Origin of the sequence: [Clostridium] saccharolyticum WM1 (genome assembly GCF_000144625.1) — a bacterium.
Classification (GTDB): domain Bacteria; phylum Bacillota; class Clostridia; order Lachnospirales; family Lachnospiraceae; genus Lacrimispora; species Lacrimispora saccharolytica.
In genome coordinates, this window is sequence record NC_014376.1 from 2,814,982 (window position 1) to 2,835,278 (window position 20,297).

Genomic DNA, 20,297 nt, shown 5'->3' on the forward strand with positions numbered 1-20,297 from the left:
CCTCTTTCAGGATAAATTGATCACCGGACCCAGGCTCCGTTTTCATCTACCTGATACCCATCCGCCGTTGTGGTATTGGTACATAGGGCTCCCATTGGTCTGCTTCCGCTTTCCCCTGTCTGGAACCCCCATTTGCCGTCTTCTGTTTTCTGCCAGCCGGTTTCTCCCTGAGCAACAGGGTTAAAGTAATACCAGATTCCATGAATTAAGATCCAGCCGGTCCTCATGGCGCCTGATTCATCAAGGTAATACCAATAGCCGTCTGATTCTTCCTTTACCCAGCCTGTTTCCATGGCGCCTTGGGGACTGAGCCGGTACCATATTCCCTGGTCCACGGTCCACCCGGTCTCCATCATACCGACGCTATTGAACCGGTACCATTTCCCGTTGATTTTCGCCCATTCATTGGCTGCGTAGGTTTTGTCTGCCTTTAAGAATCTCCATGAGGTTCCTCCGGTCTGCTGCCATTGTCCCCTCACATCAGAACCTGCCTTTTGGGAAGACGTACCTTGCCTGAAACTGCCGGAGCTGCTTTCTTGGGAACCTTCCTTCACAACTCTTATCTGAAACGCATCTGTAAACACCTTGACCGCTTGATTGACCGCTGTGCGGTAAGTGATGACTACATCCTTTACCCCCGGTACAGTAGTGCTTGCATCTGATATTTCATAACCGCTAATGATTTTTGTCGAGCCGTCACTGTATACGGCGGCTACCATCAGACCGGAATGGCTGATTCGTTCTCCTGTGAGGTATTCTGTTTTTTCCGGCAGCGAAGTGATTTTAATTCCTGTGACGATCCTGGTTTCCGATCCTGAATTTCCGCTGAATTCCAGTCCGTCAATGGCCTCCTTCAAATCGTCATAGGCCTGGTCCACCCGGTTCTGATCACCCTTTGTCAGAGTTTTATCCTTTAACACAGATCTGGCTTCTGAGAGGGCATCCTGTAACACCTCATAGGACTCTTTCGTATAATCCTTCTTGTTCTTTGATTCCCCTATCAGCACCAAATCCCGGAGTGCGGATAGTTCCGGCATGAGATTTTCTTCTGAATCCAGATTCCAGATAGCTTCCATCAAATTGGAATAAGCCTTATGCACCTCAGTTTCTGTTGCCTTTGTATTGATCAGTACGGAAACCGCCTGATGAAAGGCCTTCAGGAAGCGGTTCCTTGCCCCGCCGGTCAGCCGGTCCAATCCCCCCTGGCTGACTAAGTCTGCTGCTTCCGTATAGAGAACCAGAAGGGCATTCTTGTCTTCCGGCTGGATCACATTTACGGTCACCGCAGCAAACTTCTGGTCCGGATTTTCAATGGTTTCGTGGCCGTTGAGATCCAGATATCCGATACACGTGTAGGAAAATACTTTTTCCGGGTCATAGGCATTATCCGGAAACCAATATTCAATGGGAACTTTTGCTTCCTTTCCATTATCCAGCAAAACTGCTGCCGACCCCGGCAGGCCCAGTTCCTCCCATGGAGTGCCTACCAGTTGGATGATTGCAGGGATATCTCTTACCGAAACGACTTTATGTATTGCTTCCATAACATAAACGGTACACCTGATGGGAAGCTTCACTCCATCTGCCTTTCCATACACCACAAAGCTTCCCTCGCTCTTGCAGGCTGCAGGATCCGTGTTGTTCCATTCCACGGTTACGTTCTTCTGGTCCCCGTTGGAATAAGTAACTGAAACAGTTTCCGGCAGAACCGGCATCTTTCCGGCCGGTGTTGATACGGAAACAGCTTCTGTCTGGGTTTCGTAAACATTGCTCAGTACCATGGTGGGAGCCATTTTTCCCGCGGCCTCTTTGGAAGCAAAATCAATGCCGCCGTTATCACCGTTTGCATATTCTCCGAAATAATCTGTTGTCATAAGGAATGAGAATTTTGTCTGTCCTTTTTTTCCATAGGCGTTTTTCACACAATCCGTCACGTCAAGCTCCACGATATTGTTATTGAGATCACGGATATTGGCATAAACGATTTTTTTATCATTGATCACCAAGCTGCCGTTGGAACGATTGGGAGAGGAATTCCATGTCACCGTGCTTTCCTCCCAGTTGTCATCTACCTCATAAACCTTGAGATAGAAATGGTTGTTAATATTTTTATAATCCGACTCTGAAACCGGTCTTGTCATCTGCAGCTTAATAGTGACTCTGGAGGCGGTCTTAAGCATTTGCTCGTCTTCCCTTAAATCAAAGCTGATCAGACCTCTTCTTGTGTAGGAAGGAGAATTATTTGCAGTTTTGATCTTAATGACACCGGGATCAGAGCTTCCATAGGCCTTGTTTCCGTCCGATTGCTGAGTATAGGCATCCTTTGATGATATTGTCTCCTTTACACTTGTTCCGTCTCCCAGCTCACCGAGGATCGTCACCTTAGCTATACATCTGGTTTTTAAGCCGGATACGGTCCCTTCCACCGCAATCTCTCCTTCATGGGAATACTGTTCCAGAGGGAGTGGATTCCATGTCACCCCCAGATCCAGAGTTAGTCCTCCGGTAAACTCCGCGGTAACCGTTTCAGGGAGTGAGGGGTAAATTCCCGCAAAGGTGGAAACCTCAACCGGTTCAAAGTGTTCCGGAGCATCCGCTATGATTATAGTGGCCACCACCTGGTTGGATAATCCCGGAAGAACTCCCTCCAGTTCCAACACACCCGTCTCCATGCAATCCTCCCTTGTCAGTGCCTCCCACACAACCGGATAACGATAGGATTCCCCCGCCAGAACAATGTTTAAAGTTACCGGCAGTTTCGGCACTACCCCCGGAGTGGTGACGATGCGGACTTCTTCTACTTCCTCTGCCAGCTCATCTTCACTGGAATATTCCAACGCTCCTATGTCCACACGCCCTGCAATGGTATTGCCCATAATATCCTCGGTAGGCATGCCTTCAATCCTTTGTCCTGCCCGGATACAGGGGGACGTTTCTGTCAGTTGATATGGCTCTGCCAGCTTTTGGATCCTGTCTTTGGTAAAATCAGAATCCACAAGGTCTTCCTGCTCATCCATTGGATACTGATAACGGGAATAATCCTTTCCGGCCTTATGGTCCATGAGCATGGGATCCTTAAATATATTGCCTTTGGCCTGAAGGCTCTCCTTATTTAAAACAGAGCCTGCACGGGTGTTTGCAATGGTATCCGGATAGAAACAGTTGTTTTCTATGATACTGTCACCATGAATGGAAGAACCCTGATCCAAAACTGCAAAATCAACGACCGCTCCGTCCTTGGCAAGAACGATGTTATTTTTAAAATCCACATAACAGGTTCTCTTGCTTTTCCCGCCGAAAAGAGAGGTCTTTTTATCTTCTCCAAAAAGAACAATGGTATTGTTATAAATTTTTCCCACACTGGGACCGGCAGAAGCCGTATTGTCGTAATGGAAGGTCTGCTGCTGCATCCTGCTTTCCCCCGGGTAGGTACCTGTACCGTCGTTGATGCTAAGATTATAGCGGAATATGGTATTTTTCTGGCTGGCCATGAAAAGCATGGCTCCGCCGCCGCAGTCATGGCTTAAATTGTATTGGAAAATATTGTCCACATTCATCATATCGGAGTCAAAAGCCTCGCCGTCATCGTATCCGTACCGGTTGCCGTAAACCTCATTGTACTGTACGGTAACATTATCGGCAAACATGGTCCAGCACTGGGCATAGTTTACGGAACCCCGGTCAAAGCCGCAGGAAGAGTTTACCATATTTCCTTCGATCAGCCCGCCTTTTGTTTCCGTCAAAACGATTCCGTCGCCTACAACATTTTCCAGATAATTATTACGGATGGTTACGTTGGAGTAGTTTTTAAGAAATTCATTCTTCCCCCATCCGGAACCGGAAATATCCGTATTGCATTTATTCCTGATCCCTTCAATCGCCACGTTTTTTACGTAATTTCCTTCAATAAGCACATCTTCAAAAGCTGCACGCCCCATGGCCTTGGCTGTTAAATTTCCGCTGTCATCAACGGTGACACGGTTTCCGTCTTTGTCCAGGTAATGCCCCATAACGATGATGCCGCCGGAGGTTTTCCCGCCTTTAAAGCTGGAGTTAACGTCATGCACATAGCAGTTTTTTACGACAATATGCTTGTATATCTTTTTCTGGTTGGAGGAATAGATCAGGATTCCGGCCCGTTCGCTGGTACCGCTGTCCATGGCTTCTCCCATCTTATCTGTGTTTTCCAGATTGGTCACTTCCAGATTGTATATTTCCCAATGTTCTTCGTTGTAGATGGTTACTGCGCCAGTAATGGAAGGACCTGATGTCCCATTGCCGTTTATCAATGGACGGCTGCCTTCTCCATACCTGTCAATGGTGATGGGGGAGCCCTCCCGGCCGCTTCCCTTTGGACGAAGTGACTGATTCCAGATACTGTCCCCTTTCAGCAATATCTTGTCCCCAGGCAGAAAAGTTTTGGAATTGACCCTGTCAAAGGTCTTCCATGCAGTTTCTGCTGTCTTTCCGTCTCCGCTGTCATTGCCGTTTTTCGCATCCACGTAATACACAGTCCCCTCTTCCTGCGGTACCTGTTCTTTTTGTGCTATGGATGCAGTAGCATAGCTGGCATTGGATCTTGTCGCCAAGTTTTCATTTGTGTTTTCATTTGTGTTTTCTTCCATGTTTTCATAACTGTCTGGCGGCATTTCCAGGACATCAGCAAATCCGGTTATAGGAACAGGCAAGATTCCGATCATCATCACTGCTGCCATCATGCCAGCCGCTTTTCTTTTGAAAAGCCTGCTGCCTTTTCGCATAAGAAAAGATCCCCCTTACTTTTTATTACGCCTTAATCCGCTCCTTTCAAAAATAGCCGTTTTCCCCAAAAAAGCAGCAGAACAAGGACGTTTCTATATATAAAAAGTATAACATTTCTGGACTCACGTAAAAATAAAGCATCTTAAGGTTTTTGGCAATATCTTCATTTTTACCCAATTCTTTTATTACAGAATGATACGATTTTTACAAATTTATCATCTTTCTTTTTTTAGAGCCGGCAGCTCTTGGGTTCTTTCCTCCATGCACTTGCAGGATAAAAAAGAAGCGCTTTCATATCCATGCCATTGGCACAATAATAAAAGCCCTTCTTAAAAGTCGGTTTGTTACCAGTCTTTGTTGTCTTGCATTTTTTCTTTCATCGCCCGCTTTGCCGCCAAATGATAAAACGGACGAAACCCGGAGTTATTTCTGCTCATGAATAGCCAAGATGTGCTGATAGGTCCGTATCCCTGGCAACTATCCTTTTCAAATCCGGAAATTCTACAGCTATGTACATTTCATAAATGGATCTTATAAAGGGGTCCTTCCTCTCCATTTCCGTCACGGACAAACCCATTGTTCCTCAGAACCTTTTTTGATCGATTATTGTCCTGCTCTGTTTGTGCGGTGACACACCGGACATTTTCTTGTGCGAATGCCCATTTCACCATGCCATTTACAGCTTCCGTAGCGTAGCCGTTTCCCTGGTAAGCCGCATCGATCCCATATCCGATTTCTACGGTTCCTTCCCCATCAGGTGCACCTTTAAAGCCGATCCCGCCTATGGTCAATCCGGATGCCAGACTGATTTTCCATTCCGATCCCCATTCTTCCTGCCCTGGAAGCCGCTTCATGGTTTCTATCATGTCTCCGTATGCCTTTTTCATATCCCCGTCCATCTCTTTTTCAAGCCGTAAGGCAAGCTCTTCCAGGCTTTGGGGGATCATATACAGTCTATCTGTTGTAACAGCCGTCTCTTTCATGAGGTCATCACTTTCTCAGTAAAATTCTTATTCCTCCACGGTTCTAAAAGAACACGTGAATCAAAACACAAAAATCATTCACGGAAAAACAGTTTCTTCACTTCCTCCACAGGCATTTCCAGCCCGGTATAAAGCTTAAAGGCTTCAGCTCCCTGCCATACAAGCATGCCCTGGCCGTTAATGCATGTGCAGCCGGCTGCTTTTGCCTCTTTCAACATCTTTGTTTCTTTTGGATTGTAAACCGCATCAACCACCACCAGACCCGGGCGGAACATGGTAACATCCTTTATGACGCTTTCATTGTCCATAGGCTTCATACCCAAAATGGTTGCATTGGCTAAAATATCACTGGACCCCATCTCTGCTCTCATGGTTTCCATATCCCCGATGTCATACACATTTACAATGCAATCCGGCTTTTCTTGTCTGATCCTTTCTGCAGTTTGAAGCGTCCTCTCGAAAAAACCATCCTTTCTGTTGAAAATAGAAATTTCTCTGGCTCCCTCCAGTGCACACTGCACCTGTATGGCGGCTGCAGCTCCGCCTCCGCCGCAGACAATGATTTTCTTACCAGCTATTTCCACTCCGTGATCCCGGAGGTTATCGACAAAGCCATGGCCATCTGTAATATGCCCGACCAGCTTCCCATCCTCGTTTACAATGGTATTGACCGCACCAATGATGCGGGCGGCCGGAGACAGCTCATCCATGTATTTCACAGCTTCGTTTTTACATGGCATCGTCACGTTACAGCCCCTCATGTGAAATGTTCTTATCGCTTCCATTGCCTTTGGGACTTCTTCCACCTGAATGTCAAATGCAAGATATGCGTAATCAAGGCCCAGCTTCTCAAAACAGTAATTATACATGGCAGGCGAGCCGGAATGTCCCACCGGCGAACCGATAAGACCTAACAAACCTGTTTTTCCTGAAATTCTTTTTTCCATCTTTTTCTCCCTTCCACTCTATTCCCCATCTTTTCAGGGCCTAAAGGTGTGCCCGCAAGACACTTTCGTCAGATTTGCCGCATTACGGATAAGATACACTTCTTTCGCCGGCTTGTCAAGATTTTCTCGTGGCAGACCAAACGACGGGATCCTTTTCTTCCTGTCAATGGCATTTCATCAGAAAAAGGACTTTATTAAAAACCATATTACAGGCACGAATAAAGACGGCAGCATGTTCAGAGCCTTACAGTCTTTTATTTTTAATATGGAAAGGCCGGAGCTAAAGATCAGAAAACCGCCCACAAGTGAAATCTCGGTTAATAGCTGGGGAGTCAAAAAAGAGGAAAGGATGCCGGAAAAAAAATAGATGCTGCCCTGCCAAAAAAATAATACCACTGCAGATAAGGCGATCCCGATCCCATAGGTGGAGGCCAGAACCATGGATGTAACAAAGTCCAGGGTCGCATTGGTAAACAGATAGGTATTGTTCCCGGAAAGAGCGCTTTCCATAGGGCCCAGTATGGAAAGTGTACCAATGCAGAATAACAGAATGGCCGTTGAAAGTCCCTGGCTCAAATCTCCTTTTGAAAACCGGGACACCATCCGGTCAAATTTATCCACCAGATTCAGCCTGGCGCCTGCAAGGCTTCCTGCTGCAAGACTGATTATAAATAATACGGGAAAGCTGCTTTTGGGCATATTCTGCACCACTGCATGGATGCCCAGGCCGCAGGCGGAAAGTCCCATGGCGTTATATAATGCGTCCTGATACTTATCTTCAATTCCTTTTTTTACATAAGTTCCTATTATACTGCCGGTCAGAATGGCTGCTGTATTTACAATGGTTCCTATCACGGTTGTTCTTCCTCTCTGTAACAAAAAGTATCCCATAACTTTCATACTTTTCCTATGAGAACCAGTATACCAGATTTCTTCCATTTTGCAATAGATTGTATCACGCCGATTCCCGGCCCCTGCTGCTTTATGCCACTTCTCTTACATAAAGAATGCCGGGCAGCTGCCTGATCTCTTCGATGATCTTTATGTGGTTTACCTTATGGCGGAAATTGACTTCAAAGGTAAGGGTACCGAATTCCCCGTTTATGGTCTTCAGCTTACCAAACTCTAAGCCGAAAACCTCATAACAGGATTGATCTGCGTACAGGGACAGATGCTGCATGGAAAACTCTTCATTATATTCCAGATATAACTCCATGGTTTTCGCATGGGTCTTTATGTAAAGATCAATTTTCTTTAAATACATCAGGGAAAAAATAATAAAAACACTTCCTAAGACGGCGCCGCTGTAAAAACCGATTCCAACGGCCAGTCCCACCGCCGCCGCGGCCCAGAGGCCGGCAGCTGTGGTCAGACCCCTGATTTCATTTTTAGCGGTGGTGATAATGGTTCCGGCTCCTAAAAAACCGATTCCGCTTACCACCTGGGATGCCATACGTGTAGGATCCACATTGGTATAAATTGTTGCAATATACTGATTGGTAATCATAATCAGAGCTGAGCCGCACCCCACCAGGAGATAGGTCATAAAGCCTGCCGGACGGTTCCTCAGCCCTCGTTCCATTCCTATGGCCCCGCATAGTATAATGGATAAAAAAAGCCGGAATGCAATAGAGGCTGTGTTAACCTGTGATAACATACGATGAATCAATCACCTCTCCCGTTTATGTAATCAGATACATGAGTTCCTGAATCAAATTCCGATTGTCTGGCTGGCAATTTCCTTCACAGATAACATTGTGTCTGTATGCCCCGCACTTAGTACACCGGTGGATGAGCTGAAATCCCTTTTTCGTATGGTACCGAATCCCTTTTGGCTCCATAAGCCCCCTGCAGGTATTTTTTCTGTCTCCAGGGATTTCCCCATCCACGTGAAGGGAAAACAGGCAAAAGGGGCAGTGGTTTCTGTAGCTGCCGTTTGGGATGGGAAGCACCTCTCTTTTACAGTTCTGACAAATGAATGCCGTATTCAGCTTTCTCTTATGCATGAAAAATCACCTCCGTTTTCTAAAAAAACGGAGGCGGTTTCCTTATGAGCCTAACACAACGAGCCGCATATCAAAACCTATGCAGCCTCCGTTTCTCTATATTCTCATTGCTCTTCATCCTCACACATTCCATACGCATCACTCCTTTAATTGTGACATCTCACTACTGGATACAGGCTTCAGCCTGTTGATAAGACAGAAATACTGGTAAAATTCCTCTGCCTCTTTCCGGCGCTCCTCATCAAGGATGGCCTGCTGCATATCATGCAGGATCTTTTCCATGATTAAATTGGAGAAATATTTCAGTTCTACGTTTCCCCATTTTGAAATCTCCATTCCGTCAGAGAAATAATCCCAATAGAACAGAGTTTCTTTATCTTCCAGACGGATCCTGTATTTTTCATGGCTTTGGATCATGCCATCCCTGCAGGCCGAGCTTTCAAAATTGTCCTGGAGCATAAAGGCTCCTATGATGCGCCGCCTCTTCTCTGCCACCCCTTTCGGGCATTCCGTAAGAAGACAGGCTGAGTTCAGTTTAAGCCTGACAGGTATCTTGGGCTTTCCTTTGGAACCGCCGCTCTGATAGGAACCAGCATAGACTGCCCAGGAGGAAAAAACCTGTTCCCTGTCATTTTCCACAAATCCAAAAGCCGCCTGGGAATCAGGGCGGATCTTCATGTTTTGGATTTCCTCCATTCGTTCCTGCTCACTGATCTCCTCCGCCCGTTTGATTTCTTCCTCCTGCATGATTGTTTTCAGCATATTATCCATTTGTGTCTGCACGTTCTTGTCCTTGAGGGTCAGGAATTTTTTAAAGGAATTAGGATATAAAAACTTTTTTTCTCCCTGAGGGAACAGTATGGTAATGTACTTTTCCTGCAGCTCCATGACTCTGCCCTCACCGAACTTCATATGGCTGACTTCCATTCCTTCCAAATGCATTTTTATTCTCCTTTCAAAAAAAAGAAGGGCTTTTCATATCCATGCCACCGGCACAATACTAAAAGCCCTTCTTATAAAGACGGTTCTTTACTGGTCACTTATATGGTTTTACATGAAACGCCAAAATCCCTGCATCGCCTGGATTAAACGTCTGATTCCATTATAGCACAAAAAAAATAATAAGCAATACCCCTCTCCCCATCTTCAGACAGCAATCCAGGATAGTTCTTAAAAAATATTGGCTTTTTATCATTGGTCCGACCGGTACTTAATTGCAAGGCCTTTTAAGAAATTTCTGGCATACCGGTCCTGACACTCTTTATAGTTGCGCTGCCCTTCTCGCCGCAAAACTGCACTTAATTCTCCGTTGGACAGATTGATTCCGACGGATTTAAAAATATCTAGCATGTCCTCTCCGGTGAGGGACAGGGCGATTTTAACCTTTTTAAGCAGGACATTGTTCACTGATCTGTGATCCTTCATCATGAACATAGGTTTTTCCGGCTCTCCCGGCTTTGGTTCCTGTTTTCCTCTCTTAAAAATAATGTAGCCGTTTAAAAAGGACTCCAGCATAACGTCATCACATAGGTCCCTGTTTTTATTTTCTAAGACCTTTTGTTCTCCGGAAACGTTTAAACTGGTCTGGGGCTTTGACAAAAGCCTGCGGATCCCGTCTTTTGTAACCGTGATCCCCCCCAGCCTGAATATTTCAATCATATCAGAATCCCTCATATCCATAGCATACCGCAATCGTATTAAAATATCGTTGTTATCCACACTGTCCCTCCTTAAGGAATTCGCTTTTTATAAAACTACAATAAAAAAATTATACTCACTGGTGAAGGAAATAGCAATCTTTCTCATAGGATGTTTTTAAAAATATGATATACTGTTATCACAAACTGTAATATTCAGGGGGTGAAAGCGATAGATAAAGATAAAGTGATTAAAAGTATAAAAATTGCTGCTGCAGCAGTTCTGGCAATTACCATTGCCGCAGAGCTTGGATTAAAATATTCCGCTACGGCCGGTATCATTACAGTGCTCAGCATCCAGAACACCAAAAGGGAAACCGTAAAAAGTGCCAGAAACCGGACGCTTGCTTTTCTTTGCGCCTTAATACTGGCCGCAGCCTCCTTCCGCCTTTTAGGGTTTACTCTCCTTGCATTTGCAGGATACCTTCTGTCATTTGCCCTGCTCTGCCTTTACGCAGACTGGGGAGAAGCCATAGCCATGGATTCCGTATTGATCACCCATTTTCTGACGGAGCAGTCCATGTCTGCTTCTCTTATTGGAAACGAAATCGCTTTATTTCTGACAGGCACTACCGTAGGAGTCCTGGTCAATATGCACCTTCGAAGAAGGGAAAAGGCATTTAAGAAGCTGGCAGATGACGTGGATTCCCAGATAAAGGGGATCTTAAGCCGGATGTCTCACTGGCTCTTGGAGGAGGATAAAAGCGGATATGGTCCGGATTGTCTGAACCAGCTTAAGGAACGTCTGGATCTGGCAAGAATATGTGCCCTTAATAATTACAACAACGCTCTTTGGAAAAAGGATTCCTATGAATTGGATTATATCCAGATGCGCCAGCAGCAAAGCATGGTGCTTCAGGAAATTTACGAAAACATCAAAAGCATTACCTGTCTGCCCAGGCAGGCAATGCAGGTGGCGATGCTTCTGGAAGGAATTCAACAGGGGTACCACAGAGATAACACGGCCGAAGGACTTTTAGAGGATTTAGATCTTTTGTTTCAGGATTTAAAAAGCCATGAGCTTCCCTCTCACCGGGAAGAATTTGAAGCCAGAGCCATCCTGTTTTATATCTTAAAGCAGATAAAAAAGCTGCTAATGTTAAAAAGGGAGTTTGTTCTGGCTCATCCGAAATAAAACCAGGAGGCCGGCGGTATCATTTCTTTCCGCCAGCCTCCGGCTTCTCTTACTTCACCGTTTGTATCACACCAGGCACCTCCCATGCACCGTCACTTCCGACCGCATATCCATCGGGAGTCAGCGCATTCACAGCCATGGCACCATTCCACGTCAGGTAATACCACTTATCCTTACAGAGAACCCATTTCCCCGCAGCCATGCTTCCGTCTTCGTTTAAATAATACCAGATTCCCTTATCAAGGATCCAGCCGGTCCTCATAGTTCCCCGGTCATCGAAACAATACCACAGTCCGTTAATTCTAGCCCACGCCCCGCGGATATATCCACCGGACTTTTTCTCATACCACCAGCCGGTATCATTCTTCTTCCATTCTCCGGGGACAGTGAAGCCCGGGCCCTTGCCTGCGTCTCTATTCTCACTGCCGTCTTTCCCAGGTACTGGGGGATTCCCTTCATCCTTTGCGTTCACCGCCACGAACATGGAAAGCTCCCAAACGTCAAAGCTCATTTGGTTTCCGCTTACCTCCGGACGGATCACATGGATTTCTCCCCCATGGCAATGGTAAAGAACCAGTTTCTCTTTTCCAAGGCCTTCCGGGATATCCATAGTGATTCTGATGGGAAGCCTGGGCTGCATTTCACCCTCTTTACCAGAAAGAACAATGTCCATTGCCACATAGTTCTTTGCCTGTTTCACAATTTCATCAGGCACTTCTTCCTCTGTCCTGCGGATCCGCAGCCGTATCAGCTGGGCTTCTTCCAATTCCAGGTCGGCATTGAAACCCAGACCGTCGGCACGGACATTTTTAAAGAAGCCATCCGCCTGCAGGGAGGTTGCAATGTGATCAAATTGTTTCAGCAGCTTTTCTTCCAGATCCTTCAGCAGTTTTAACGTCTTATTACCTAATTTTTCCCTCTCTTCCACGCTTTCCATTGTTTCTGCTGCGCCATCCAAGGCTTCGGTAAAGGCCGATTTTTTTTCAGTCTCTGTTAAGTAATCTCCATAGAGGAGCCTATCCTTGAGCCGTCTCATCAGTGCCTCTAAATTCCCCTCTGTGACTGCCCTATCATTTCTGGTGACAACCACGTCCAGCGTATCTGAGAATTCCTTTTCCTCTCCATTTTCTCCGTCACCGTAATAAAAGATGCGGACCCTTTTTTTACCGGTCTTTGAAAAATCTTCCGGTTCCACTTCCACATTTTCCAGAGGCACCGTTTCTTTATAAGTAGCATTGCTGGAGGAGGCCACCATTTTAACGGTTTTCTCCACAATCATACCTTCCGTTTCAAAATCATCCCCCGGCCGGTAGATCATCCGGTAAGGCGTTTGAACAATCTGAATCTGATCCACATAGGATTCCGCTTCTTCCTTCTCAAATACCGTAACCTGGAAAGAATCTTTTAAAACTGCGGCCGGTTCTCCGTCCTTTTCTAGGGGATAGGTAACAGTGACTGCTGAAATACCCGGCTCCGAGAAGTCAAATTCCACCTCATAATCTCCTGGCTCCAGTATGGTTACACCTGCTTCCAAAAGGTTTCGTCCGCGTACTTTAATACCAGACAAATCCAGATCCTCTCCAGAAAAATAAAACAGCTTATCCGGTTTCTTTACGACTTTGATTTCCGGAACTAAGCCGGATTTATAAACGATGACTTCAAAAAATGCCTTTAATGTCTTCTGTTGGCTGCCTTCCCCTTCCACATAGGTAACCGTTATTTTCTTTTTACCGGAAGCAGAAGAATCCAACTCACTTAAGGTATATTCTTCTTTCTCCAGAACACGTTCTTCCTCTCCTTCACGGTACAAAACCACTTGAAGCCCCTCAGGGTCCAGCAGCTCTCCCATCAGATAATTTCTCCGTAAAGGAAGGGTCTTGATTCTGATTTCTTCCGCCTTCTCCGGTTCTTCCTTTCTGGTTAATTCCAGATCAGCGTCAGTTATATTTTTTCCGTTTACTTCGATAACTTTTACTGCCTGTTTATATCCTCCCTGTTCTGGTACCTCAATGCTGTAGGTTCCATCCTTTAAATTTTTAAATGCATAGGACCCGTCTTCTCCGGTTTTTGCAGCCTCAGAAGGACTTGCAATGGTTATGTCTCCGCCGTTATAGAGATTGACCTCCAAATCTGCCACACCGTTTTCTTTCTCAGTTATAATACCGGAAATTGTATAATATGTCTCGGCATCCTTCTCCGGCACCAGACTGATGAAGCTTAATACCGGGTCGGCTGATCCTGTTTTCTCCACACGGACAACCACATGACTTGTATCATTCCCTCCAGGTACGGTGAATTTCAGTTCCTGTACCAGGTTCTTATCGTACTGTTCCAGGATAAAATCTTTGGAAGCCAGTTTATCTTCCATTCCTGTCTCATTTTTCTTTCCTGCAGAAAGCCTGATCCCCCGTTTCGTATTCCACCATTCCTGATATCCGGTATAAACGGTATACTCTCCCGGTGCTAAGTCAAATGCATATTCAATGGGTTGGTTTTTTTCCGCCCACCAGCCGTTTCCATATAAATCATGGCCGGAATATCGTCCAAACGCAGTGCCCTCGGTCCCCATATATCCGGCATGGTTTTCTTCCGTATACGCCTGATCCGGTTCCATGTTCCGCAGCCCAGGGGCTTGTTCCATCATTAAATCAAAATATTCCGAAGTTTCCGCGCCGCAGTCAAAGAACCATCTGGTATTCCGGTTAAGGATTGTTGCCGTATGACTTATCCTTCTTCCCTGTTCTTTAAGTGTTCCGTATACCGTATATTCTCCAACAAACGGACGGGTTTCATCAATGTCATCCCATTTGACAGGCGCATCGCTCCATGTTTCGTTACCGGTTTTTGCATCAACGGTACCAGGCAAAGCCTCTTCCAGTTCTGCCAGTGAAGCGAACTGCTCCGGAATCTCCGAAGTGATACAGACAAGTCCCTTATTGTCCAGTTCATCAAGTGTCCAGTTGCTGTAAGGCCGTAATACCAGGCGGCCTCCCTCCATGAATTCCACAGGCAGCCATACGTAGCGGGATTCGCTTAAATCATCGGCATTCCACCGGTCACCCATGTAAATATACTTTCCAGCCTCTGCATCCACAGGAAATACACAGGTACTCTGGGTGTAAAAGGTCTTATTGGAATTGGCTCCTTCACAGGGATCTCCCATGTCTTTCCACGGTCCCAGCGGATGATCAGCCACCGCATACTTTGCCTCATTGGGCGACCAGCCGGTGCAGCCGGAGTTAATCATATAGTATTTCCTGTTGTATTTAAACATGGCCGGGGCTTCTCTGGACCAACCTTTGAAGTTGGTGGTAAAATGCACTCCCTGCACCCCATCGTCTTTGGGAACCACCAGACCGGTATAATCCTCGTTCAGCCTGGAAATAAACGTTGTCTTATTACCCTGGGAGGAATAGATCACATATGCCGTCTTATCTTCATCGTCATCCACAAACAGGTTCATGTCACGCACGGAGCCTAAATGATTCCCGTCAAATCCCTGGTCGTCGCTGCTTACGTAGTTTAAGTCATAGGAGCCTAACAGCTTATATGGTCCCCCGGGCCTGTCAGCGATGGCTACACCTGCTTTAGCCTTACCATAATCCGCATCACTCCAAGGGGTCCTGCCATCCGCATGGAACCATATGACGTATTTATCCGTCTTCTCGTTATAAATCATTTTCGGACGCTCAATCACACAGTTATTCTTATCCAGGTCAATGAATACTTCCTGCTTCTTTTCCTGGCTGTAGTCCCTATACACTTCCTTAAAATACGGGTCTGTTTCAAACTCATCCATGTGTTCCATCGTCCTCAGCACCACGCCCTCATCCTTCCAGTTATAAAGATCTTCCGAGGTATAAAGGTGGATGCCCCCTACCGGACGGTAATCATATGTCTTATCTTCGCCGATCCAGTAATATTTTGTCTCTCCATCTACCGTAAGCTGCTGAATCTGTCCGCCGTGTGCCTGAATCTGTACTCCGTTGGTATCGTAATAGGGCGCCCCCTCCACTCCTGTGATGGAATCGTATTCTTTGCGGCTGACCAGTCCGGCAAACGCTTCATACAATGTAAAATACATGTTCCGGATCTCTTCCCTGTCCTCTGTGCTTTTCTCTATGAGATTTTTCGCATTCTCTCTTACCATCCGGAAAGCGGCAAGACTCTTTTCCGTCCAGTTTCTGCCTTCTTCTGCCTGATCCACTGTTTTCTCCATCTTCGTAAGTGTATTCCGAAGCATATCCATGGTATATTCCGGCACAGCCTTAACAATAAGGTAACTTAAGATTGGATCTCCATACTGGTTGGTTCGTTTGGGGCTGTGTACCATTACATTCAGTTCCCCATCCGTTACTTCCGCCGCATATTGTTTTTCAATCAAGGTCTCCTTCTGCAAATTGACCGATGCCCCTGCTGTTCTTCCCTCCAGCTTCACATCAACATCCCGGGCACTCCATGGGTTCATAAAGCCCGCAGTTACCTGGTAATCTCCGGCCGGAAGGGCAAAACTGTATTTCAGCCCGCTTTTTTCCCTGTCAAATACCACATCAGGGCTCATACTTACGCAAGTACCGCTGATGTCGGCTGCATCGGAGCCGTTTCTGTCCACTGCGCTGTATGCATCAGCTTCCGCATATCCCCATAAATTATTTTTCAACGGATCCTTCCCATACCTTTGATCCACAACGGACTGCATGAGTCCCAGCTTATACCCTGTGGGCACAACCGACGGATCAGGGGTCCCGCAGTTGACCAGATAGAGGATATAATCATTTGCAGCCAGCTCTTCTTCCGTAAATTCTTTCCCTTTTGCTAAGGCATTCAAAGCATCAATAACCGCCTTTGCAGAGCGGTCAGAACCGGCCTTTGTAGACATCGGGGCGGTCAGCTGACCATAGCCTGCCATAACAGCAGCATCAAGTGCTTCCAGCAAAGAGGCATCACATCCTGTCCGGTTTAAGGTCCGGGCCTGGCCAAGGGCGGATATCAGCAGTGAATGGTCTATCTTCTGATGGACATCAAAGTAGCTTAGCACCGGATCCGCACCGCCGTTTTTCGAAACCCTGAAAACCACCTCAGTCTTCTCAGGAACATCCAATGATGCAGAAACCACTGCCTCCGGATTCCCGCCTGTCACAGTTACGGCTCCCAGTTCCCTGGTATCTGTGTTTCCATCTGCCGTAATGAAAGAGGCGCTGATTTTCATGGGACGGCTCTGTCCCCACCATTCCTGGAAACCGAAGTCCACCGTATAGCTTCCTGTCTCCAGAGGCATTTTATAAACTATGTCCTGATTCTTATAGGCATACCAGCCATTCTCGTACTTATCCCTTGTTTCAGAGGAATGAGATCCGTAAACTTCTGCATACCCCCAGCCTCCGTCCAAGTATTTTTGATCCGCAGAATCGTTGTAAAGGCCGAGATGATTCTTCAGTTTTTTGAAGGTATCGGATTCCTGATTGTTACAGTCAATAAAATACTGTAAATTCTGAGGAACCACCAGCACCTCTGCACTGACTCCCAGGGCATATCCTTCCACGTTGCCCTTTATGGTCACACAAGTATACTCTTTGACATCAAAAGCTGCAGCGGATACCTTCCATTCCACCTCTCTCTCCACAGTATCTCCTTCCGGCGTGGTTCCTCTCACCCTGCGCGGCAGTTCGGGGACCACTCCCCTGACTGTGACATATTCCTGAAACTTTTCGATGTCAACCAGTTCATCACTTGCTATTTTTTTGATCTTGATCCAGTTCATAAGAGGATCGCACTGAGGATCAATATTGCCTTTGGAACGCACTGCTTTTATGGTGAGAAGCCCATCTTCCCCAACCGCAGCATGATATATTTTCACGGTCTGGTCATATGGTACAAGTGTATCCATCTTCTCTCCCTGAATCATAATATCCTGACTGCGTTTGCTGTTATTCCACGGATCATCCATCCCTACTTCAACGGTATAGGCTCCCTCATCTAACTGGAACCGGTATTCCAAGCCTTTCTCCGCCTCATCTCTTCCGTCATACCGTAAGCTGTCCCACTCGGACCTATCCTCACCGGTATGGCCATATGCCTTGTTATCCGTATATCCCCAGGTCTTGCCGGTTACTAGGTCCGGGCCGTAGGCCTGGTCCAGAATGCCGTTATCAAGGCCAAAAGACTGGCCAGCCTTAAGTACACGAGGCTGTCCCGTACCGGCATTTACAAAATAACACAGACCATCCTCCCCCGCAGTCGGACGACCGCTTTCCGTTGGGGAAACAGATCCGTCATTTCCTCTCACACGGACCAGGTAATCCATACCGTTTATCAGGCCCCCAAGAACTGCGGTCCCGTTTTGTGCTGATTTACTCACCGTCATATTCTCCGGAGAAGTGCCCCATTCCACGGTATAATCCGAAACCCCCTCCACACCTTCATATTCCACAATTAATTTTCCATTGTGGGCTGCAATATTCGTAATCCGCGGAGCCTTCCCGGCCAATTCCCCGTTAATGATTTCCGCATATTCCAGTACAGCTTCCGGTGCTTTTGCCGTCTGGATGTCTTCCATGGTTATGGTGACCGTGTGATCCCCTTCGCTCATGGCAGGCGTTCTATAGAGCAGGCTTCCCCTCACTTCTGATGGGGAATTGGTGCTGATACTAATGGGATCTCCTCCATCAACGGTAACCGTAAGATTTGCGCCCTCAGGAGACTTCTTTCCATAGATTGCCGCCTGTGTTCCAGCAAAGCGAAAGCTGGCAGAGGAACCTTTTGTGGTTGTGTATTTTTCCTGGATGTTCCAGCCATCCTTCCAATCACCGGAATATGTAAATTTGTTAAGATCCGAGGCGCCTGATAAAGCCGTATCATCGGTGGACTGGATATCGCATTCCACGATTTTCTTATAACCATTGCTGTCCAGGAGCGCCCTGCCATCCTTAGCCGTGATCACATAGGTGGACACGGAATTCCCAGGTAATGAAACGGGGAGAACCCTTCTCTCCAGCGTCCCCTCCTGTACCAGCCGGCAGTTTTCAGAGTCGCTGGTTCGGTAAAGCTTCACATCGGATCCATTGGGAAGCATAGTTAGATCCACACTGGTGTTCCTTGTGCCTGATGTAAAATTCTGTGCAACAATGACCAGGACCTGCTTATCCGGTGAAATGGCCGCACACATATTGCCATCCCCTATTTCCACCATGGTATATCCGGACTTTAAGAATTTGCTGTACTGCATCATGGTGTAAAACTGTTTTGTCACGGCAAAATATCCTGCTTCCAGGACATCTGTCTTCACATTTCCATTGCTGTCAAATAAATTGGTATGATATCCTTTTACCGGCCCATGGTCTTCAAATACATAATGAATCGGGCCCCAGCTGCTGTTGGTCTGGATACACTCATATTCACTGTCAGCAGCCAGCCACATAATCCAGGCGGATGCCTGCATCTTCTTGATATCGGCCATGATTCCCTCACTCTGGTCCTTTGCGTTGACCGCCCACATAGAATCGTGGGAACCCCTGCCGTGGGTGCCCCCGCCCTTTGTGACTTCGGACATCCAAAGCCCTTTGTCGTAGGATGCAGCCAGCTTTCTTATCTGTTCCCGCTCACGGTCACTGCCGCTATAGGTATGAGCACTTATGACCGCCATATCCTTTCTGGTTTGTGCATCCAGTTTTTTAAAGGAATTAATGGCGTTCCATAGGGCAGTCTCATCCGTACCGGTCAGTTTGACATTTTTTAATTGTTCCTGGTCCAACGCCTTTTTCATCTCCTGGTACGCCTTGATCTGATGGGAGCCCGGTCGGAAAATACAGCCTTCCTGCTTGGTACTGCCGTTGATCCAGTAATTCGTATCCGGCTCATTTAAGGGTTCCACAAAATCCACGCCTGTGTTGTACTTGCTTTTTAAGTCTTGATCCAGCCATTTCACTGCCCGCGCCAGATACGTTGCAAAATCGTCGTAGCAGTCATCTCTTAAATTCTCTTTCTCCCACTCGTAACCACCTGTGGAGCTGCCTGATTTGGTCATGTAGTAGGGCGGGGAATTGGAAAATACTTTATTTATGATGTCACCTTCCGATGCCCGCCAATGATTGGCCTGCTCCAGCATCCAGATCTGTCCGGCATCATTCATTTGTCCTGATTCCTTGCCGTAAAATTCCTCTTCCTTAAACATACCCTTGCCATCAACCGTGCCGAACATGTCCTTGCTCCAGCCTGGCACAAGCCCTTCCACCCGTTTAATGGTCGTATCCGGCTTATCACCCCCGCCCACGTTATACCGGACAATGTTCAGGTTTAAATATTCCGGGGAAAACACAAGCTCCGCGATCTCCTCACGGTCGGGCCTGCCATTTCCGTTAGTATCCCGGTCTCCGGCAGAACCAATGATATTTCCCCACCAGCAAAGAGAGGTCCCCCAACCCTCTAATGTCTGGTAATGTACCTGCGGGTCCAGTGCAATTTCCCCTATAAAACTGGATTCCGATACAGGCACCGTTTGCGCGGCTGCCGGAAATGGTACCCCCGACAAAGCCATAGGCACAGCTAAAAAAGCGGCCACACCACGTTGAAACAGACCAAATTGTTTCATAAATTCCTCCTCCTGAAAAAATTATTCGACAAGAATAAGAATATCAGTTGATGAATTGGAAAAATATGACATAAGGTTGTATAACTTGATCTATGGTCAGTTAATTTCTCCTTATTTACCATTTATCATATAAAAAAATGCCCTCCTTGCAGCAAATAGTTTTATTCCTTTTACTATTTAC

General features: G+C 46.6%; 10 protein-coding genes. 1 reads left to right on the forward strand and 9 read right to left on the reverse strand.

Translation table 11 applies throughout. The annotated features are described in order from the left end of the window. Positions 1–20 precede the first annotated feature (20 nt). The 8 genes from CLOSA_RS13090 to CLOSA_RS13125 form a co-directional block, all read right to left on the reverse strand. Positions 21–4,760: an Ig-like domain-containing protein gene (locus CLOSA_RS13090; RefSeq protein WP_013273249.1), complete on the reverse strand. Its 4,740-nt coding sequence runs from the start codon at positions 4,758–4,760 to the stop codon at positions 21–23. 519 nt (positions 4,761–5,279) lie between these two features. Then, positions 5,280–5,744, reverse strand: coding sequence for a GNAT family N-acetyltransferase (locus tag CLOSA_RS13095; RefSeq protein WP_013273250.1), 465 nt, complete (start codon positions 5,742–5,744; stop codon positions 5,280–5,282). Positions 5,745–5,818: 74 nt separating this feature from the next. Beyond that, positions 5,819–6,691: a shikimate dehydrogenase gene (gene aroE / locus CLOSA_RS13100; RefSeq protein ID WP_013273251.1), complete on the reverse strand. Its 873-nt coding sequence runs from the start codon at positions 6,689–6,691 to the stop codon at positions 5,819–5,821. Between the two features lie 177 nt (positions 6,692–6,868). Further along, on the reverse strand, positions 6,869–7,582 hold the full coding sequence (locus CLOSA_RS13105) for a DUF554 domain-containing protein (protein WP_330362142.1): 714 nt from the start codon (positions 7,580–7,582) through the stop codon (positions 6,869–6,871). Positions 7,583–7,673: 91 nt separating this feature from the next. Then, positions 7,674–8,360 carry an MgtC/SapB family protein gene (locus tag CLOSA_RS13110; RefSeq protein WP_013273253.1) on the reverse strand — a complete coding sequence of 229 codons (687 nt, stop codon included), beginning with the start codon at positions 8,358–8,360 and terminating at the stop codon, positions 7,674–7,676. A gap of 13 nt (positions 8,361–8,373) precedes the next feature. Continuing rightward, positions 8,374–8,697 carry an RNHCP domain-containing protein gene (locus tag CLOSA_RS13115; protein ID WP_013273254.1) on the reverse strand — a complete coding sequence of 108 codons (324 nt, stop codon included), beginning with the start codon at positions 8,695–8,697 and terminating at the stop codon, positions 8,374–8,376. A 138-nt stretch (positions 8,698–8,835) separates the two neighbouring features. Then, on the reverse strand, positions 8,836–9,639 hold the full coding sequence (locus CLOSA_RS13120) for a hypothetical protein (RefSeq protein ID WP_013273255.1): 804 nt from the start codon (positions 9,637–9,639) through the stop codon (positions 8,836–8,838). Between the two features lie 249 nt (positions 9,640–9,888). After that, positions 9,889–10,416 (reverse strand): YehS family protein, encoded by a 528-nt coding sequence (locus CLOSA_RS13125; protein WP_013273256.1) that lies wholly within the window; start codon positions 10,414–10,416, stop codon positions 9,889–9,891. 165 nt (positions 10,417–10,581) lie between these two features. Here CLOSA_RS13125 and CLOSA_RS13130 point away from each other — a divergent pair, with 165 nt between their 5' ends. Next, the gene (locus CLOSA_RS13130; RefSeq protein WP_242647735.1) at positions 10,582–11,529 is read left to right on the forward strand and encodes an aromatic acid exporter family protein; all 948 of its coding nucleotides are present in this window, start codon (positions 10,582–10,584) and stop codon (positions 11,527–11,529) included. 49 nt (positions 11,530–11,578) lie between these two features. On the opposite strand, the gene CLOSA_RS23210 is transcribed toward CLOSA_RS13130, so the two are convergent. Further along, complete coding sequence (locus tag CLOSA_RS23210; protein ID WP_013273258.1) at positions 11,579–20,116, reverse strand: bacterial Ig-like domain-containing protein; 8,538 nt, start codon at positions 20,114–20,116, stop codon at positions 11,579–11,581. Positions 20,117–20,297 lie beyond the last annotated feature (181 nt).